The organism is Bradyrhizobium sp. 23, assembly GCF_023073295.1.
Classification (GTDB): domain Bacteria; phylum Pseudomonadota; class Alphaproteobacteria; order Rhizobiales; family Xanthobacteraceae; genus Bradyrhizobium; species Bradyrhizobium canariense_D.
This window is the reverse complement of the sequence record NZ_JADPJF010000151.1, coordinates 667,521-684,707: the sequence shown is the minus strand read 5'-3', so window position 1 is coordinate 684,707 and position 17,187 is coordinate 667,521. Positions and strand designations below refer to the sequence as shown.

The following is a 17,187-nucleotide window of genomic DNA, read 5'->3' as shown; positions in this document are numbered from 1 at the left end:
CGGCGACAATTTCGGCTGCGGCTCGAGCCGCGAGCACGCGCCCTGGGCGCTGCTCGACTTCGGCATCCGCTGCGTGATCTCGACCTCGTTCGGCGACATCTTCTACAACAACTGCTTCAAGAACGGCATTCTGCCGATCCGCGTGGCCCAGGAAGACCTCGACAAGCTGTTCGACGACGCCGAGCGCGGCGCCAACGCGACGCTGACGATCGACCTGCCGAACCAGGAGATCCGCGGTCCCGACGGCGGCAAGGTCAAGTTCGAGATCGACCCGTTCCGCAAGCACTGCCTGATCAACGGCCTCGACGACATCGGCCTGACGATGGAGAAGAAGGCCTCGATCGACACCTATGAGGACAAGCTAAAGCGCGAACGCGCCTGGGCCTGATCTCAAGTTTTTGTTCAAGCCCCGGTGCTACAAGCGCCGGGGCTTTTTCTTTGTTCTGATTATCCCGTATCTTTCGAGCATGATCTTGTCGGAAAACCGCTGCACACTTTTCCGGATCATGCTCTAAGCTCCGCGCATGCTGCCCGACATCGTCACCTTCTGGCACGGCCCGATGGACGCCTTGCGCCAGACCTGTCTGCGCTCGCAGCTGGCTGCCGGCCACAAGGTCACGGTCTACAGTTTTGACACCATTCCCGGCCTGCCCGCAGGCGTCGAGAATGCCGATGCCGAAGCTATCCTGCCACATGCGTTCTCCGAACGATTGCGACCGCCGCAGCCGGACGGCAGCTGGCGCGACTGGACCACGCTTCAGTTCAGCGACTTCTTCCGCATGAAGCTGATGGCGAAGGACCTCGGCCTCTGGCTCGACGCCGACGTGCTGCTGCTCAGGCCCGTCGAGATCGATCCGGCAAAGCCCTATTTCGCGTGGGAGCGGCCGCGCCAGCTCGGCAACTCCGTGATTTACCTTCCACCTGAACACGGCATCGTTGCCGCTTTCGAAGAGCTGATGGAGCAGGAGGAGCTGACGCCGAACTGGCTGTCGCTGCGCCATCGCGTCACGTTTGCGATGCGCCGCCTGCGCGGCGGCTCGAACCGCCTCTCCGACATCCGCGTCGCGATCTTCGGGCCGGCGGCACTCACCGCGCTCGCGCGCCGCACCGGCGAGCTGCACTGCGCCTTGCCGAAGCAATCGTTCTACGCCGTGCATGCCGAGCCAAAACTGTTCTTCGATCCCTCGAGCTATCTCGGCCTCGTCACCGACCGCGACATCATCGGCCTGCATATCTCGCCCAAGGGCCGCGGCGGTGAGAAGCCGATCCCGGGCAGCCTGTATGCGTGGGCGGCGGAGCGGTTCGCATAATTTTCTCCGCTGTGCGGCGCTCTCGCGCCCGGACGCAGCGCAGCGCGAAGCGGTGCGTTGCTGAGCCGGGGCCCAGCGATGCGGCGAGATGGCTCCGGCTCTGCGAGCAGCGCTTCACGCTGCAGCGCGTCCGGGACACGAGAGCTGTATTTGATCCAGCGCAACGCGCACCTGCACCATTGTGCCTAATCTCGCTCCAATTCCGTCGTTCGAATGGAGCTTCGCATGAGCACCGCAACCAGGCCTTATCCCATTGTCCAGGACCTCATCGAGTCCTTTGCAAGCTGGCTGAAGCATCGCCGCGAGCTGAACGAGATCCGGCAGCTCGACCGCGCCGATTTCGACCGGATCGCGCAAGACCTGCGGATCGCGCCTGACGATCTGGAAGATCTGGTCCGTCACGGCAAGCACGCCGCCGACGAGCTGCCGAAGATGCTGGAGCAGCTCGGCATCAGTGCCGAAGGGCTCGGCCGCGCGCATCCGCTGCTGCTGCGCGACATGGAGCGGGTGTGCGCGCTTTGCAGCCACAAGGGCCACTGCGATCGCGAGCTGGCCGACGGCACCGCCGCGGAGAACTATCACGGCTTCTGCGCCAATGCCTCGACACTGGAGTCGCTCGACCGTGCGGATCACGCGCATCGCTAAGGCGTTGCCCTTATCAAAGGATTAGTTTAGCGGCAGGATGTCCCGCCGGTGCTAGATCACGCCCGTACGGGCACAAGCCTCGCGCCGGGCAAATCCTTTGACGAGTTTTCTGCAAGCACGATAGCGCTCTTCCATGCTCGTCCCACTGACATTGCCTGACGGGCTCGGTTCGGCCGCGCTTTCCTTTTTGGCGGCACGAGGCTGCGAGGTTTTCTCGCGCTTGCTTGAAGCATCCTCCGGCGCTGGCACGAGCTTCCAGACAGGGCGGAGCTCTATGTTCGCCTTCTCAGTTGGATTTTCCTTGTTGACGGACGACAGCGTAAGGACGTTCTTGTCCATCCTGACGGTGACGGGTGTTCCGCTGATGGAAAATTTGTCGTTCACAATGTATTCGGCAAACGACCGGTACCCCGCCTCATCCTTCACCCACGATGCCTTTGTCGGCGGTCCCCAGAGGTAGTGTCCCTTGGCTAACCCGGTGGCAGAGACTTCCGTAACGATCAGCATGGCATACCGTCCTTTGCCATTCGTCCATCCACGTTTGTTGGACCACACGCCGACAAATCTGGAGTTAGCATTGAGCGGATCATTCTGATCAGGCGATATAGCGTAGCTTGGCAGTTTGAGTTGCTGAGCTGCCGCGATGGCTGCAACTTTCTGGTTATCTTCGGGCGCAAATAGATTTCGGACGACGGTTTTTGCGTCCGGTTTCGGAGGGGCAGCTGGGGATGAGAGCACCGCAACTTCGTTGGCCTTGAAATTCTTCACCCGCTGGCGCGCTTCTGCGGCGTGGCTGCTGCGGGGGTACCTGGTCAGAAACTCCTCGTAGAGGCCTGCCACCGTGGACGTCTGGATAGCCAGCCAAAACTTCTCGTCCTCCGCGGCATCTGCAGGCGCGGGAGCCGACGCGACTGGCGCTTGAGCGCTCGCCACCGGAGCTCTCAGGTAAATCTCTTCCTTCGACAAAGAGCCGTATACGAAAGGCTGCTGCTCGCGTCTGGTGGCCGCCATCACGTCGTCACGAACACGACGAAACAGAAACGATATCTCCAGCCCCGGCGTTTCAATGTGGCGAAGGAGCGATGCCGTGAATGGGCTGTTCCGGCCATCCCCGTCGCTTGCCGTAGTACCGTCCCGGGCGGCGTACGCAATCAGAACGTTATCGGATGGCTCCGTCGGAGCGAGTCCGCGAGCCACGGCCCGGGTGCTCAGCGAGCGTCTCATCTTTGCGGCAAAAGGATTGTTGCGGCATGCGTCCAGTATCACAAGGCCCAACTTTCGTGCCTTCGAAACCTGAAGGCTCACCGAGCGCAGGCTGATGGCCTCGCTTTCGATGTCGGTATCGCTGCGCAGCTCTGCGCCGACCGGAATCAGCCAGTTCTCGCCGCTGACCTCCATGCCGTGTCCGGCATAGAAAACGACCGCAAGGTCTGCTCCCTCCGCAGAGCGGCCGAACTCGACGACAGACTTCCTCATCTCTTGCGCAGTCGCGTTCTTGACCTGGGTGACTTTGAAGTCGAGCCGCTCCAGCGCGCGGCCGATGTCGGCCGCATCGCGCGTCGGGTTCGGCAACTCGGCTACCTTCTCATAGGCGCCGTTACCGATGACGAGCGCAACCCGAACCTGCTGCGCAAGCGCCGGCGTGGCGAATGGAAATGACGTAACGAGAAGGACTGCTAGGAAAAAAATGCGCATCAAATGCTTGCCCGGATCAATATCGAGCGTGAGGGTAGCATTGTCTTTCACCACCGCAACGGGAAAAGCCGGGATCGTGGTCGTTCAGAGAACCGCGGCTCCCCGAGCATACCGGTAACCGCGTCAATGTTCGTTCGGCTTGAGCGCAACCGCCTGCCCTCAGCCCTTCCCCATCGCCGCAATCGCGTCCGCGATCTCGATCGTGCGCCGCGCCATGTCGGCGTGCAGCCGCTCCACCATGGCGCCGTCGAGACGGATCGCGCCGCGCGAGACGTTCTCCGGCAGCTCGAACGCGGCGATGATCTTTCGCGCGCGCGCGACTTCCTCCTCCGGCGGGGTGAAGATCGCGTTGCAGGCTTCGATCTGCGAGGGGTGAATCAGCGTCTTGCCGTCGAAACCGAGATCGCGGCCTTGCGCGCATTCGGTGGCGAAACCATCGGAGTTGGCGATGTCGCTATAGGGGCCGTCGAGGATTTCGAGGCCATGGGCGCGCGTCGCCAGGATGCAATGGGAGATCATCGGGATCATCGCCGCGCGGCCCGGCAGCATCTTGATGCGCGTCTCGCGCGAGATGTCGTTGGGCCCGAACACGAAGCCTGACAGGCGCCGCGCTGGATCGCGCCCGGCGGCAGCGAGTTCTTCGGCATGCAGTACCGCGCGCGCGGTCTCGATCATGGCCCAGACCTTTACGGTCGGCGCCGCGCCGAGTTCGGCGAGACGGCGGCCGATCGTGTCGAGCTCCTCCACGCGTGAAACCTTTGGAACCAGGATGCCGTCGGGCGAGGCATTCGCCGCCATCGCGACATCGTCGGCCCACCAGGGCGTGTCGAGGCCGTTGGTCCGGATCAGGATCTCGCGCTTGCCGAACCCTTTGGCCGCGATCGCGGCCGCGATGCCATCGCGTGCCACTGCCTTGGCATCGGGCGCGACGGAGTCTTCCAGGTCGAGGATCAGGCCGTCGGCGGCGAGATTGCGCGCCTTTTCCAGCGCGCGGGGGTTGGAGCCGGGCATGAACAGATGGCTGCGGCGCGGGCGGGTCATGCAAGCGTTCCTTCCGGTTTCCTCATCTCATTCCGACCGAAGCCGATAGCAGCCTATTCGAAAGGCTTGTTCGTCCCAGCGGTATATGATTAGGCATAGGCCATGACCACATTCCCAGAGCATTTGCTGGAAGGCTACAAGGCCTTCGCCACCCAGCGGCTGCCGACCGAGCAGACCCGCTACCGCGAGCTGTCGGTGAAGGGGCAGTTCCCTGAAGTGATGGTGATCGGCTGCTGCGACAGCCGCGTCTCGCCCGAAGTGATCTTCGACGTCGGGCCGGGCGAACTCTTCGTCGTCCGCAACATCGCCAATCTGGTGCCGGTGTATCAGCCCGACGGCAACGCGCATGGCGTCTCGGCGGCGCTGGAATATGCCGTGACGGTGCTGAAGGTGAAGCACATCGTGGTGCTCGGGCACGCCCAGTGCGGCGGCATCCGCGCCTTCGTCGACAAGATCGAGCCGCTCACGCCGGGCGACTTCATCGGCAAATGGATGCAGATGTTCATCAAGCCGGGCGAAGTGGTGGAGCAGCGCGACCACGAGACCATGGCGCAATTCGTCGAGCGCATCGAGAAGGCCGCGGTGTTCCGCAGCCTGGAAAACCTGATGACCTTCCCGTTCGTGCAGAAGGCGGTCGAGAGCGGCCAGATGCAGACCCACGGCGCCTATTTCGGCGTCGCGGAGGGATCACTGTTCGTGCTGGACAAGGCGGCGAAGGAATTCAGGAACGCGCGCGAGATGGCGTAGGTCCGCAGCTCTTGTGGGGTGGGCAAAGCGAAGCGTGCTCACCACTTTTCTAGCAATTGTGGAAAGATGGTGGGCACGGCGCTTCGCGTCTTTGCCCACCCTACGGCAGCACGGCTTACGCCGCCTTCTTCTTCGCGCTGATCAGCTTGCGGTTGATCAGGACTTCCGCGATCTGGATCGCGTTGAGCGCGGCGCCCTTGCGTAGATTATCCGAGACGCACCACAGCACGAGACCGTTCTCCACCGTCGCGTCCTCGCGGATACGGCTGATATAGGTGGCGTCCTCGCCGGCGGCTTCATACGGCGTGGCGTAGCCGCCGGGCTCATGCTTGTCGATGACGAGACAACCCGGCGCCTTGCGCAGGATGTCGCGTGCTTCGTCCGCGCTGATCGGGTTCTCGAACTCGATGTTGACGGCCTCGGAATGGCCGACGAAAACTGGCACGCGCACGCAGGTCGCGGAGAGCTTGATCTTGGGATCAAGAATCTTCTTGGTCTCCGCCATCATCTTCCACTCTTCCTTGGTGTAGCCGTCCTCCATGAAGACGTCGATCTGGGGGATGACGTTGAAGGCGATGCGCGCCGGAAACTTGTTATTGATCAGCTCCTGGTTGGTGTAGACGGCCTTGGTCTGCGAGAACAGTTCGTCCATCGCGTCCTTGCCGGCGCCCGACACCGATTGATAGGTCGAGACCACGACGCGCTTGATCGTCGCCTTGTCGTGCAGGGGCTTGAGCGCGACCACGAGCTGCGCGGTCGAGCAGTTCGGGTTGGCGATGATGTTCTTCTTCTTGAAGCCCGCAGTCGCGTCCGCATTCACTTCCGGCACGATCAACGGCACGTCCGGGTCCATGCGCCAGGCCGAGGAATTGTCGATCACGACCGTGCCGGCGGCGCCGATCTTCGGCGACCATTCCTTCGACACCTCTCCGCCGGCCGACATCAGGCAGATGTCGACGTCGGAGAAGTCGTAATGCTCCAGCGCTTTGACCTTCAGCGTGCGGTCGCCGTAGGAGACCTCGACGCCCATGCTGCGGCGTGACGCCAGGGCCACCACCTCGTCCGCAGGGAATTTGCGCTCGTCGAGGATGTTGAGCATTTCCCGTCCGACATTGCCGGTCGCGCCGACGACTGCGACTTTGTAACCCATCGTTCACTCTCCGACGAAAAAGCTCTTTCCTGAAGCTGAGGCTTAAACAGGAAGAGCAGCGCTTCTATGCGAGAACCGGCCTCAAGACAACGTTGGACCATGCCTTAGGGACGTGGATGCACTCGCCCGAGGCCAGCACGGCCGCAAACCCCACCCAGATCCATCTGGCGCTTGCAGCCTTCGCCGACGAGGTCGTCGGCACGCTGGCGCGCCTGTTCGCCTATGTGGGGATTTTGGTACTGTTTGCCATCCTCGGCCTTGCCGCACTCGGCCAGCTGCCCAACTTGCGCGACGATGATCCGGCGCTGAAGCCCGATTGGAGCGTGGCCGACCGGTCGCCTCCGGCCTTCGCCCTTAGCCGGCTCGATTCGTCAGAAAAAACAGCTTCTTACGCGATCTTCAGGCATCCCGAAGGCGGCCGCAGGGACGTGATGCGCTGGGCCAGCGAGGCAGACAGGACCGTGGCCGAGCTCGAGATTTACCGGGAAGGCGGCGAATTCGACGTGACGCGTCCAGCAACAATGGATCTGGCCGTCCGGATGGGACTGGGCACCGCGACCCCGCTGGAGCAAGCCGGCCTGATCGACACGAAATTCCGCCCCGTCGCCCTATTCCAGCCGACCGGTCCGGCGGAGGGCGCGCGGGCCTGCCTCGGCTACCTCAAGCGCAGCGAGGAGCCGGCGCTCCAGATCTCCGGATTCTCCTGCCAGGGCGACAGCCTGCCTGCGCGGCGCGCCGCGATCGCCTGCACGCTGAACCGGCTAACGCTGCTGACCTCGGGCAACGAGCCGAAGCTGGCCGAATTGTTCGCCCATGCGGAGCTGAAGCGCCGCCCCTGCGCGCCCCCGGGCGCGTCGGACTGGCTGCTCGGCGCCGCCAATGCGCAGTTGCGCGGCGCGCTCTGATCGGCATCAAGCTCAAGTGGCTGTATCCATGCAACTTTTGCCGGCGCGCACGATTATTCAGCGCTGGTGTGACCCAATAGACCTAGTTGCAGCCGCCCCGGCCGGGTTAGTATGAGCGTGAAATTGATTGGCGGCTTGCCGCCTGAAGGGGACGTGATGAGCTCGAATTTCTCTGCCGCGAACAAACTGGCGATGTGGCTTACGGCCGGCGCCGTGATTGCCATGTCCTCAGCCTTCGCGACACCCGCCTCGGCCGACACCAAGAAGCAGCGCTATGACAGCGGCCGTCACTATTACGGCCCGAGCGGCCCCAATTCGAGCTATCAGCAGGGCCGCACCCGCATCTATGTGAGCAAGCGCTCCTGGCTCGACGGCGGCACCGAGGTCAATCCGGGCGACCGCAAGTTCTCCGACTACGCCTTCCCGCCGGCGGTAGGCTATCCGACCTTCGCGCGCGAAAATCTCAACCGCCCGATCGATCGCCAGCCGCTGAGCACGCCGCAGGATGTTGGCGGCTATCCGCAGAATTTCCCGCTGTACTGAGGCGGACATATCGACCGAATCAAATGGCCGGGCTCGCGCCCGGCCATTTTTGTTTGTCGTGTAGCCCGGATGGAGCGAAGCGCAATCCGGGATTTTCGACACGCGGGAAGAACGCCGGATTTCGCTTCGCTCCATCCGGGCTACGGCTCTAAGCGTGCAGCTTCTGCAATTCCTTCAAGATCGCTTCGCCCATCTGCGTGGTCGAGGCGGCAGTGGTGCCTTCCGACTTGATGTCGGCGGTGCGCAGGCCGCTGGCCAGCACCGCGGCGATCGCGGCGTCGACCTTGTCGGCGAGCGCGCCCATGTCGAAGGAGTAGCGCAGCGCCATGCCGAAGGACGAGATCATCGCGATCGGATTGGCGAGGCCCTGGCCTGCGATATCAGGCGCCGAGCCGTGCACGGGCTCGTACAGCGCCTTGCGCTTCTTGCTCTTGACGTCGACCTCGCCGAGCGAGGCCGAGGGCAGCATGCCGAGCGATCCCGTCAACATCGCAGCAATGTCGGACAGCATGTCGCCGAACAGATTGTCGGTGACGATGACGTCGAACTGCTTCGGCCATTTCACCAGCATCATGCCGCCGGAATCGGCGAGCTGATGCTCGAGCGTGACGTCGGGATATTCGCGCTTGTGGACCTGGGTCATGACCTCATTCCAGAGCACGCCCGACTTCATGACGTTGCGCTTCTCCATCGACGTCACCTTGTTCTTGCGCTTCTTCGCAAGCTCGAAGGCGACGCGGCCGATGCGCTCGATCTCATAGGTGTCGTAGACCTGGGTATCGATGGCGCGCTTCTGGCCGTTGCCGAGATCGGTGATGGTCTTGGGCTCGCCGAAATAGACGCCGCCGGTGAGTTCGCGCACGATCATGATGTCGAGGCCCTCGACCGCCTCGCGCTTCAGGCTGGAGGCCTCCGCCAGCGCCGGGTAGCAGACCGCGGGACGGAGGTTGGCGAACAGACCGAGATCCTTGCGCAGGCGCAGTAGGCCGGCTTCGGGGCGCACCTCGTAGGGCACCGCGTCCCATTTGGGACCGCCGACCGCACCGAAGATGATGGCGTCGGCCTCCTTGGCCTTGGCCATGTCGCCTTCCGAGATCGACACCTTGTGTGCGTCATAGGCCGAACCGCCAACGAGGCCGGTGTCGGTCTCGAACTTGGCGATCCCCGCCGAACTGAGCCAGTCGATCAGCCGCTTCACCTCGCCCATCACCTCGGGGCCGATACCGTCGCCGGGAAGCAGCAGCAGTTTGTGGGTCGCCATGGTCGTTTCCTCTGAGGTCGATTTCGGCCGGAGTGCTAGAGCGGCGTTGCGTGCTTGGCAAGACACCATTGCCGCTTCGGTTCTGTGCAACGCGGGCAGGGCCTGCCACACTGCGCATGCCGGAGTACCCATTTGCACGCCCCTGAACGTCCCCCGCCCGACGCCCATCCCGCGCGGCTGATCCTGACCCTGTCGCTGGCTGCGACGGTTGGGCTGGGTATCGGCCGCTTCGCCTATTCGCTGGTGCTGCCCGACATGCGGGAGGACCTCGGCTGGTCCTACTCGGCGGCCGGTTTCATGAACACCATCAACGCCGTCGGCTACCTCGCGGGCGCGCTTGTGGCATCCCGGTTGATCGAACGGGTCGGCTGGTCGGCCGCGATCCGTGGCGGAACCCTGGCCTGCGTCGCCGCGCTTGCGACTTGCGCGCTGACCGGGAACTTCGTTGCGCTGAGCCTGGCCCGTCTCGTGCTGGGCGTTGGCGCCGCGGCCGGTTTCGTCGCCGGCGGCGCGCTGGCCGCTTCCATTGCGCAGTCGCGCCCGGAGCGGGCCAATTTCCTGCTGAGCCTGTTCTATGCCGGACCCGGCATCGGCATTCTCGCCTCGGGCCTGATCGCCCCGTTCACGCTGCAATATTTCGGGCCGGGCTCGTGGTGGATCGTGTGGTGGGCGATGACGCTGCTGTCTGTCGTCATGACCGTGCCGCTGTTCCTGGTCCGCATCGAGAGCGGCGTGCGTTTCTCGCAAGGCGGCCACGGCGCCTTCGCCATTTTTCCGGTGCTGATCTACCTCGCCGGCTACTTCCTGTTTGGCGCGGGTTACATCGCCTACATGACCTTCATGATCGCCTATGTGCGCGACGGCGGCGGCGGGGCCGCAGCGCAGGCCGCGTTCTGGAGCCTGATTGGCTTGAGCGCCTTCGTCACGCCGTGGGCCTGGCGCCGCGTGCTCGCGCTCGATCGCGGTGGTCTTGCCACCGCCATCATCCTCGGCACCAACGCGCTCGGCGCCGCCCTGCCGATGCTCGGGCATTCGCCGGCATGGCTCGCGGTCTCGGCGATCGTGTTCGGCGTCGCCTTCTTCGCCGTAGTCGGCTCGACCACCGCCTTCGTGCGCTTCAACTATCCGCCCGAGGTGTGGCCGACCGCGATCGCGGCGATGACGATCTCGTTCGGCGTCGGCCAGACGCTGGGCCCGATCGTGGTCGGCGCGATCACGGACGCGCTGGGGAGCTTGAGTTACGCGCTGAATGTGTCGGCGGCGCTGCTGGCGCTGGGCGCGGTTGCCGCGCTGTGCCAGCGGAAAGTGGAGCCGGCCTCATAACAAGTGTCGTCCCGGCGAAGGCCGGGACCCATAACCACAGGGAGCATTTTGGGGAAGACTGGTCGTTCGGGATTGGCATCTAGCGAAAATCGATAGACCTCGCGGTATGGGCCCCGGCCTTCGCCGGGACGACAACAGCTAGCTTCCGCTGAACGAATTGTACCCCTGGTCTTCCCAATAGCCGCCCTTGTAGTCGTTGGTGACTTCCATCGACACCACGTATTTCGGGTTCTTGAAGCCGAGCTTGGTCGGCACGCGGATCTTCATCGGGAAGCCGTAGGCGCGCGGCAGGATTTCGCCCGCATATTTGAACGTCATCTGGGTCTGCGGATGCAGCGCGGTGCGCATGTCGAGCGGAGAATTGTAGCCGTCCTTGTCGGCGCACTGGAACCAGACATACTTTGCGCGGGTGTCGGCGCCGATCAGCTTAAGGAAGTCGCGCATGGGTGTACCGGTCCAGCTGCCGATCGCGCTCCAGCCCTCGACGCAGATGTGACGGGTGATCTGCGTAGCCTGCGGCAGCTTGTACAGCTCGGGAAGCGTCCACGACTTCTTGTTCTCGACGAGACCGCGGACTTCGAGCTTCCAGTCGGCACCGTCGACATCGGGCGCGTCGTCGAGATCGTAATAGGCGTTGAACGGAAACGGTTTTGTGATCGCGCTCTCGGGAAACGTCGGCGCCAGCGCGTCGGGATTGAAGATGAAATCCTGCACGGCATCGTTGAATTTCGAAACCGACTTCAGCATCTCCTCCGCGGAGGACGAGTCGATCACGTCGCAGCCGGTGAGCAGCGTCAGCGCCCCGAGGCTTGCGCCGCCCGCGATGAAGCGGCGGCGGCTGACCTCTGGCATCGTCTTGATGGAATCCTTGATCAGCAGCCGCTTGTCGACGCCCGGGATCAGGAATGAGCGCTTCGCCATGACTCTCTCTCCACTCAACGGCCGATGATCATCGCGCGCAGGCTCTTCGGCACCAGCAGCGCGAGTAAAACATGAATGACCAGGAAGGCGCAGATCGCGGCCATGCAGAAGAAATGGATGTAGCGCGCGGTCGGATAGTCGCCGAACAGGGACACGAGCCAGTGCAGTTGCACCGGTTTCCACATTCCCAGCCCCGACAGCACGATGATCACGCCGATCAATATGATGCCGGCATAGAGCACGCGCTGGACGTAATTGTAGACGGAGAGATCGGCATGGCCGAGCTTGAAGGTCAGCGCAGCCCTGACGTCGTGGAGCACGCCGGATGGGGTGATCGGCAGCAGTTTTTTCCGGAAGCGGCCGGTGGCAAGGCCGGTGACGAGATAGGCAAGGCCGTTGATCATCAACAGCCACATCGCCGCAAAGTGCCAGAGCAGGCCGCCACCGAGCCAGCCGCCGAGCGTGTACTCGCGCGGAAAGCTGAAACCGAACAGCGGCGAGGCGTTGTAGATCTGCCAACCCGACAGGATCATCAGGATCATGGCGAAAGCGTTGATCCAGTGCATGACCCGGACCCAGGCCGGCTGGATCACTTTGGCCGGGGTGGCGCTGACCTGCTCGTCGGTGACTGTGAGGCTCGACATGGCGGTTCCGTCCTGAACATCGTCTGACAGCAATTATACGCCGATGCTTCCGCTTTCGTTACGCCCTGTTCGGCATCGAATCCATGTCGGCTGGCTATCGTGGTCACAATAAAGCGAGCCGGGTACCCCCGGCTCGCCATTTCGTCGCATCCGGTTCGGGGATGAAGCCGGACGGCGCGGTGTTTACGTCGCCGGCATCAGCACGGTGTCGACCACATGGATTACACCGTTCGACTGGTTGACATTGGAGATCGTCACCATCGAGGTACCGCCCTTGGCGTCGAGGATCCAGACCTTGCCGTCCTGCTTCTTCACCGTCAGCTCCTCGCCTTCGGCGGTCTTCATCTTCTTGCCGTCGGTGAGGTCGGACGCCTCGAGCTTGCCGGGCACGACATGGTAGGTGAGGATCTTGGTCAGCGTCGCCTTGTTCTCGGGCTTCACCAGAGTGTCGACGGTGCCGGCCGGCAGCTTGCCGAAGGCGGCGTTGGTCGGCGCGAACACCGTGAACGGACCCTTGCCTTCCAGCGTCGGCACCAGGCCGGCCGCCTTCACCGCCGCCACCAGCGTGGTGTGGTCCTTCGAGTTGACGGCGTTCTGGACGATGTTCTTGGACGGGAACATCGCGGCGCCGCCGACCATGACGGTCTTTTCCTCGGCGCGGGCGGGCGCGACGACGGTCGCGGTGATGGCCAGCGCGCTGAAGGCCGCAGCGGTGAGATAGGCAATACGCTTCGACATGGAGGGTCTCCCGATTGGATTGTGACCGGCGATTGCCGGCGTTCGAGTTGGGCAACAACAGTGGCTGCGACCTGCGAGTGTGAAGCAGCAGCGCCGTCGTTGGCTCGAACTACGGGAGCGTTTGCGAAGCGGTTTCGAACAAAACTTCTTTGTGATGGGTGAAACTAAGTGCGTGGTTCTCCGTGGGGGGCGTCATTGCGAGGAGCGAAGCGACGAAGCGATCCAGGCTGCCACCGCGGATGCACCGCTGGATTGCTTCGCTTCGCTCGCAATGACGCGCCTCGACGATCTACCTGCCGCTCAATCCCTGTTGTGCGGCGTCTGGATAAACCCGCGATTATGCGTCGGGCTGATCAGCAGTTCATTGATGCACACCCGCGCCGGCATGCTCGCGATGAACGCGATGGTGCGGCCGAGATCTTCGGATTGCAGCATCCTGGCCTGCTCCTCCTCGCTCGGTACCACCGGGCGCAGCTTCAGGATCGGGGTCGCCACCTCGCCCGGCATCAGGCAGCAGGCGCGCAAGCCGTTGACGCATTCGTCCATGTTGAAGGAATGCGTCAGCGCCAGCACCGCATGCTTGGTCGTGGTGTAGGCCGGGCCCGGCATTTTCGAGACGTGGCGGCCGGCCCAGGACGAGACGTTGATGATGGAGCCGTCCTGCTGCTTGCGCATCGTCGGCAGCACCGCGCGCATGCAATAGAGCACGCCGTTGAGATTGACCTGGACCAGCTGGTCCCAGCCCTCCAGTTCCATGTCCTTCCAGCTCCGCTTAGGGACATTGATGCCGGCATTGTTCACCAGCAGGTCGATCCGGCCGTGCTTCGCAACGATTTGATCAGCCGCCTTCTGGGCCGCGGCGGCGACCGACACGTCCAGCGCGATGGCCTCGGCGGCCCCGCCCGTCTGGGCGATCTTCGCGACCACGGTATCCAGGGCGTCCTTGCGCCGGCCCGAAACCACCACCGTCCAGCCGTCGGCCGCCAGCGCCTCGGCGCCGGCCTCCCCGATCCCGCTGCCCCCGCCTGTCACCCAGGCCACGCGTTTCCCGTTTTTGGTCATGCAAACTGTCTCCGTTGCTTCATCGGGGCGGTTTTTGCTAATCCAGCCCTCGGTTTTGACCGGCCTCTGACGATCGTTGCGGTCAAGCCTTGCGGTCGAGGAAATCTTGCATGAACCAAGCTGCCAACGCCAATCTGTTTTCCCGCCTGTTCGACGGCCTCGACGATCCGAAGCGCCTCGCGATCGAGACGCATGACGGGGTCCGCATCAGCTATGGTGATCTGATCGCCCGGGCCGGACAGATGGCCAATGTGCTGGTCGCGCGCGGCGTGAAGCCCGGCGACCGCATTGCGGTGCAGGTCGAGAAGTCCGTGACCAACATCGTGCTGTATTTGGCCACGGTGCGGGCCGGCGCAGTCTATCTGCCGCTCAACACCGCCTATACGCTCAACGAGCTCGACTACTTCATCGGCGATGCCGAGCCCTCGCTGGTGGTCTGCGATCCCGCCAAGGCGGAGGGCCTCGCCCCCATCGCCGCCAAGGTGAAGGCCAAAGTCGAGACGCTCGGGCCTGACGGCAAGGGCTCGCTGACGGACGCCGCCGACAAGACGAGCAGCGAATTCACCACGGTGGCGCGCGCAAACGACGATCTCGCCGCGATCCTCTACACGTCCGGCACCACCGGCCGCTCCAAGGGCGCGATGTTGACCCACGACAATCTGGCGTCGAACTCGCTCTCGCTCGTCGGCTTCTGGCGCTTCACCGACAAGGACGTGCTGATCCACGCACTGCCGATCTACCACACCCACGGCCTGTTCGTGGCGACCAACGTGACGCTGTTTGCGCGGGCATCGATGATCTTCCTGCCGAAGCTCGACCCGGATCTGATCATCAAGCTGATGGCGCGTGCCACGGTGCTGATGGGCGTGCCGACGTTCTATACCCGTCTGCTCCAGAACGCTGCGCTGTCGCGCGAAACCACAAAGCACATGCGGCTGTTCGTCTCGGGCTCGGCGCCGCTGCTCGCCGAAACCCATCGCGAATGGTCGGCGCGCACGGGGCACGCGGTGCTCGAGCGCTACGGCATGACCGAGACCAACATGAACACGTCGAATCCCTATGACGGCGAGCGCGTGCCCGGCGCGGTCGGCTTTCCGCTCCCCGGCGTGTCCGTACGCGTCACCGATCCCGAGACCGGCAAGGAGCTGCCCCGTGACGAAATCGGCATGATCGAGGTCAAGGGCCCGAACGTGTTCAAGGGCTATTGGCGCATGCCGGAGAAGACCAAGGCGGAATTCCGCGACGACGGCTTCTTCATCACCGGCGACCTCGGCAAGATCGACGCCAAGGGTTACGTCCATATTCTCGGCCGCGGCAAGGATCTCGTGATCTCCGGCGGCTTCAATGTCTACCCGAAGGAAATCGAGAGCGAGATCGACGCCATGCCCGGCGTGATCGAATCCGCCGTGATCGGCGTGCCCCACGCTGATTTCGGGGAGGGCGTCACGGCGGTGCTGGTCTGCAACAAGGGCGCCGATGTGACCGAGGCCGCGGTGCTGAAGGCGCTCGACGGCCGGCTGGCCAAGTTCAAGATGCCCAAGCGGGTCTTCGTGGTCGACGAGCTGCCGCGCAACACCATGGGCAAGGTGCAGAAGAACGTGCTGCGGGATACGTACAAGGATCTTTACGCGAAGAAATAGGGGCGCAACTGCTCCGGGCTGGGGGGACATGAACCGAGAGCAAGCTAAGAAGATACACAAGCACCTGCTCGATGCCGCCGCAGCATTCCGGCGAGCGGAGGCCGCGATCGTCGATGTTGGCGATGACGGCCGAAAGCTGTTTGCAGATCCGCTCGTAACGGCGGTTTTCCATTTGCAATTCAAGCTTCTGCGATTGATCTACAAGCGATTTCCGGATCTTGAACCGCCGGGACGGCCTGCCACCATCGACAGCACACTCCGGTGGGAAGACGTTTCACTTCCGTCCTCTGTGCTGGAGACCGATTTGGATCGCGTCATTTTCTCTGTCATGAAGTCGCGATGGCAGAAGTTCGCAATGGTCCTGTACTGCGCGGTTGAGAGGGTCGAAAAGGAAGAAGCGCTAGCGGCTCCCGTCGATTTTGAGGTCTTTGCGGCCCGCATTCAGGCGTTGGTTGAGGCCGACCTCCTGGAGGCGCAAGGCAATCTTCAAATGTGGGGCCACAGCGAAGTGAGATTGAAGGACCGGTCCGTCAATTAGTGCCCACCCACCAGGCTCATCACAAACCTGCTGCCGACGATGAACAGATAGCACCCGAACGCGACTTCCAGCGTCCGCTTCGACATTGCATGCGCAGCCTTCACACCGAGCGGTGCCGTCACAAGGCTCATTGGCATCACCAGGACCGCGCCGATCAGCGAGACGTAACCGAGCGCGAACGGGACCTGCAGGGCTGCAACGGCCGGGTAGCTCACCGCCGCAGGCCAACCGGCATAGATGTAGCCGAGCGCGCCGGGGATCGAGATCAAGACCGCGAGCGCCGACGATGTCGCCACTGCCTGGTGGATCGGGCGGCCGTAGAACGTCATCAGCAGGTTCGAGAACAGGCCACCGCCGATGCCCATCAACGTCGACAAAATGCCGACGCAGAAGCCGTAGATCCGCATCAAGGGGCCCTTCGGCAGATCATCGCCGAGCTTCCAGCTCTCGCGCGCGAAGATCAGCCGTACCGCGGCCGACCAAGCGACGGCGACGAACACGATCTTGAACAGTCGCTCCGGCGCGTAACGCGCGACCACGCTGCCGGCGACGACGCCGATCAGGATCGGCAGCCACCAGACCCGGAGGATCGCAAGATCGACGGCGCCGCGCCTGTAGTGCGCCTGGAACGAACGGATCGAGGTCGGAATGATGACAGCGAGCGAAGTGCCGATGCAGAGCGGCATGCGCACCTCGAGCGGCACACCGGCGATGCGGAAGCACTCGTAGAACACCGGCACCAGAATCGCGCCGCCGCCGATGCCGAACACGCCGGCCAAAAATCCGGAGAGCGCGCCGGTTGCGATCAGCAGCAGCGCGAGTTCGGCGATCTCCTTGATATCAAGTCCTGCAATCACCCCTGACCTGCCCCGGCGATGGGTCGCAACTTCTCCGATGCATCGCTCGGAAACGGCTGCCCGCAATGCTCTAGGCGATCTGATTTGTCGGGTCGACCGCCGCATCTCCGGTCCGGGGTGGGATGCGGACTGCGCATATCCGCCCGTCTCGCGAAAAATCGGCGCGC

18 protein-coding genes are annotated in these 17,187 nt (G+C 63.4%); 9 read left to right on the top strand and 9 right to left on the bottom strand.

The window, feature by feature from the left end; translation table 11 throughout:
- The 3 genes from leuD to IVB32_RS40350 form a co-directional block, all read left to right on the top strand.
- A partial coding sequence (gene leuD / locus IVB32_RS40360; protein ID WP_247413125.1) for a 3-isopropylmalate dehydratase small subunit occupies positions 1–388 on the top strand: 388 nt, incomplete at its 5' end.
- A gap of 136 nt (positions 389–524) precedes the next feature.
- Positions 525–1,310: a hypothetical protein gene (locus IVB32_RS40355; RefSeq protein ID WP_018459794.1), complete on the top strand. Its 786-nt coding sequence runs from the start codon at positions 525–527 to the stop codon at positions 1,308–1,310.
- A gap of 225 nt (positions 1,311–1,535) precedes the next feature.
- Positions 1,536–1,955, top strand: a complete 420-nt coding sequence (locus IVB32_RS40350) for a hypothetical protein (protein ID WP_247413122.1) — start codon at positions 1,536–1,538, stop codon at positions 1,953–1,955.
- A 51-nt stretch (positions 1,956–2,006) separates the two neighbouring features.
- Here the strand turns inward: IVB32_RS40350 and IVB32_RS40345 are convergent, their stop codons facing one another.
- Positions 2,007–3,701 (bottom strand): caspase family protein, encoded by a 1,695-nt coding sequence (locus IVB32_RS40345; protein WP_247295776.1) that lies wholly within the window; start codon positions 3,699–3,701, stop codon positions 2,007–2,009.
- Positions 3,702–3,809: 108 nt separating this feature from the next.
- Positions 3,810–4,691 carry a CoA ester lyase gene (locus IVB32_RS40340; protein ID WP_018459792.1) on the bottom strand — a complete coding sequence of 294 codons (882 nt, stop codon included), beginning with the start codon at positions 4,689–4,691 and terminating at the stop codon, positions 3,810–3,812.
- A 102-nt stretch (positions 4,692–4,793) separates the two neighbouring features.
- Between IVB32_RS40340 and IVB32_RS40335 the strand changes: the two genes are divergently transcribed.
- Positions 4,794–5,438: a carbonic anhydrase gene (locus tag IVB32_RS40335; RefSeq protein ID WP_018459791.1), complete on the top strand. Its 645-nt coding sequence runs from the start codon at positions 4,794–4,796 to the stop codon at positions 5,436–5,438.
- A gap of 115 nt (positions 5,439–5,553) precedes the next feature.
- Here the strand turns inward: IVB32_RS40335 and IVB32_RS40330 are convergent, their stop codons facing one another.
- On the bottom strand, positions 5,554–6,588 hold the full coding sequence (locus IVB32_RS40330; RefSeq protein WP_018459790.1) for an aspartate-semialdehyde dehydrogenase: 1,035 nt from the start codon (positions 6,586–6,588) through the stop codon (positions 5,554–5,556).
- Positions 6,589–6,704: 116 nt separating this feature from the next.
- Here IVB32_RS40330 and IVB32_RS40325 point away from each other — a divergent pair, with 116 nt between their 5' ends.
- Together IVB32_RS40325 and IVB32_RS40320 are read left to right on the top strand one after the other, a co-directional pair.
- Positions 6,705–7,493 carry a hypothetical protein gene (locus tag IVB32_RS40325; RefSeq protein ID WP_247372295.1) on the top strand — a complete coding sequence of 263 codons (789 nt, stop codon included), beginning with the start codon at positions 6,705–6,707 and terminating at the stop codon, positions 7,491–7,493.
- A 156-nt stretch (positions 7,494–7,649) separates the two neighbouring features.
- Positions 7,650–8,036 carry a hypothetical protein gene (locus IVB32_RS40320; RefSeq protein WP_018459788.1) on the top strand — a complete coding sequence of 129 codons (387 nt, stop codon included), beginning with the start codon at positions 7,650–7,652 and terminating at the stop codon, positions 8,034–8,036.
- Between the two features lie 148 nt (positions 8,037–8,184).
- On the opposite strand, the gene leuB is transcribed toward IVB32_RS40320, so the two are convergent.
- Positions 8,185–9,297, bottom strand: a complete 1,113-nt coding sequence (leuB, locus tag IVB32_RS40315; protein WP_018459787.1) for a 3-isopropylmalate dehydrogenase — start codon at positions 9,295–9,297, stop codon at positions 8,185–8,187.
- A gap of 132 nt (positions 9,298–9,429) precedes the next feature.
- Between leuB and IVB32_RS40310 the strand changes: the two genes are divergently transcribed.
- A complete protein-coding gene (locus IVB32_RS40310) occupies positions 9,430–10,620 on the top strand; it encodes a YbfB/YjiJ family MFS transporter (RefSeq protein ID WP_018459786.1) in 1,191 nt (396 codons plus the stop codon).
- A 138-nt stretch (positions 10,621–10,758) separates the two neighbouring features.
- On the opposite strand, the gene IVB32_RS40305 is transcribed toward IVB32_RS40310, so the two are convergent.
- The 4 genes from IVB32_RS40305 to IVB32_RS40290 form a co-directional block, all read right to left on the bottom strand.
- Positions 10,759–11,541 (bottom strand): molybdopterin-dependent oxidoreductase, encoded by a 783-nt coding sequence (locus tag IVB32_RS40305; RefSeq protein ID WP_204512876.1) that lies wholly within the window; start codon positions 11,539–11,541, stop codon positions 10,759–10,761.
- 14 nt (positions 11,542–11,555) lie between these two features.
- The gene (locus IVB32_RS40300) at positions 11,556–12,185 is read right to left on the bottom strand and encodes a cytochrome b/b6 domain-containing protein (RefSeq protein ID WP_018459784.1); all 630 of its coding nucleotides are present in this window, start codon (positions 12,183–12,185) and stop codon (positions 11,556–11,558) included.
- A 183-nt stretch (positions 12,186–12,368) separates the two neighbouring features.
- Positions 12,369–12,923: a fasciclin domain-containing protein gene (locus tag IVB32_RS40295; RefSeq protein ID WP_018459783.1), complete on the bottom strand. Its 555-nt coding sequence runs from the start codon at positions 12,921–12,923 to the stop codon at positions 12,369–12,371.
- 300 nt (positions 12,924–13,223) lie between these two features.
- The gene (locus IVB32_RS40290) at positions 13,224–13,985 is read right to left on the bottom strand and encodes an SDR family NAD(P)-dependent oxidoreductase (protein ID WP_018459782.1); all 762 of its coding nucleotides are present in this window, start codon (positions 13,983–13,985) and stop codon (positions 13,224–13,226) included.
- A 110-nt stretch (positions 13,986–14,095) separates the two neighbouring features.
- Between IVB32_RS40290 and IVB32_RS40285 the strand changes: the two genes are divergently transcribed.
- Positions 14,096–15,625, top strand: coding sequence for a malonyl-CoA synthase (locus tag IVB32_RS40285; RefSeq protein WP_247372294.1), 1,530 nt, complete (start codon positions 14,096–14,098; stop codon positions 15,623–15,625).
- 28 nt (positions 15,626–15,653) lie between these two features.
- On the top strand, positions 15,654–16,163 hold the full coding sequence (locus IVB32_RS40280; protein WP_204512880.1) for a hypothetical protein: 510 nt from the start codon (positions 15,654–15,656) through the stop codon (positions 16,161–16,163).
- Here IVB32_RS40280 and IVB32_RS40275 read toward each other — a convergent pair.
- The gene (locus IVB32_RS40275) at positions 16,160–17,020 is read right to left on the bottom strand and encodes a sulfite exporter TauE/SafE family protein (protein ID WP_018459779.1); all 861 of its coding nucleotides are present in this window, start codon (positions 17,018–17,020) and stop codon (positions 16,160–16,162) included. The genes IVB32_RS40280 and IVB32_RS40275 overlap by 4 nt on opposite strands.
- Between the last annotated feature and the right edge of the window lie 167 nt (positions 17,021–17,187).